The sequence below is a fragment of the Bradyrhizobium cosmicum genome, from assembly GCF_032290525.1.
GTDB lineage: Bacteria > Pseudomonadota > Alphaproteobacteria > Rhizobiales > Xanthobacteraceae > Bradyrhizobium > Bradyrhizobium cosmicum_A.
The window spans coordinates 1-244 of record NZ_JASXTA010000506.1 but is presented as its reverse complement, the minus strand read 5'-3'; the positions used below and the strand labels follow the sequence as shown (position 1 = coordinate 244).

The 244-nt window shown below is 66.4% G+C and carries 1 protein-coding gene; it reads right to left on the bottom strand.

Features of this window, described 5'->3' with window-relative positions; translation table 11 throughout:
- The coding region (locus tag QSV46_RS40730; RefSeq protein ID WP_314964413.1) for an FAD-linked oxidase C-terminal domain-containing protein at positions 1-244 on the bottom strand (244 nt) is incomplete at both ends.

The following is a 244-nucleotide window of genomic DNA, read 5'->3' as shown; positions in this document are numbered from 1 at the left end:
CACGCAGACATCCGAGATCATCGGGCTGGAGCCGGGAACCAGAGACAACGACGCCGGCAGCGCATCATGGCGGGCCTGCCAGATCCGTGTGGATTCCTCCACCTCGGTGGCCTCGTCGGCCAGTGTGGCCGCATAGGTCTCCGCCAGGGTGCGGAACTGTGCGAACTGGGCGGCCACATCGGCGGCCGTTCCCTCGAACTCCACCATCAGGGTGGGTGCCACCGGCAAGGTCATCCCGTTGTAG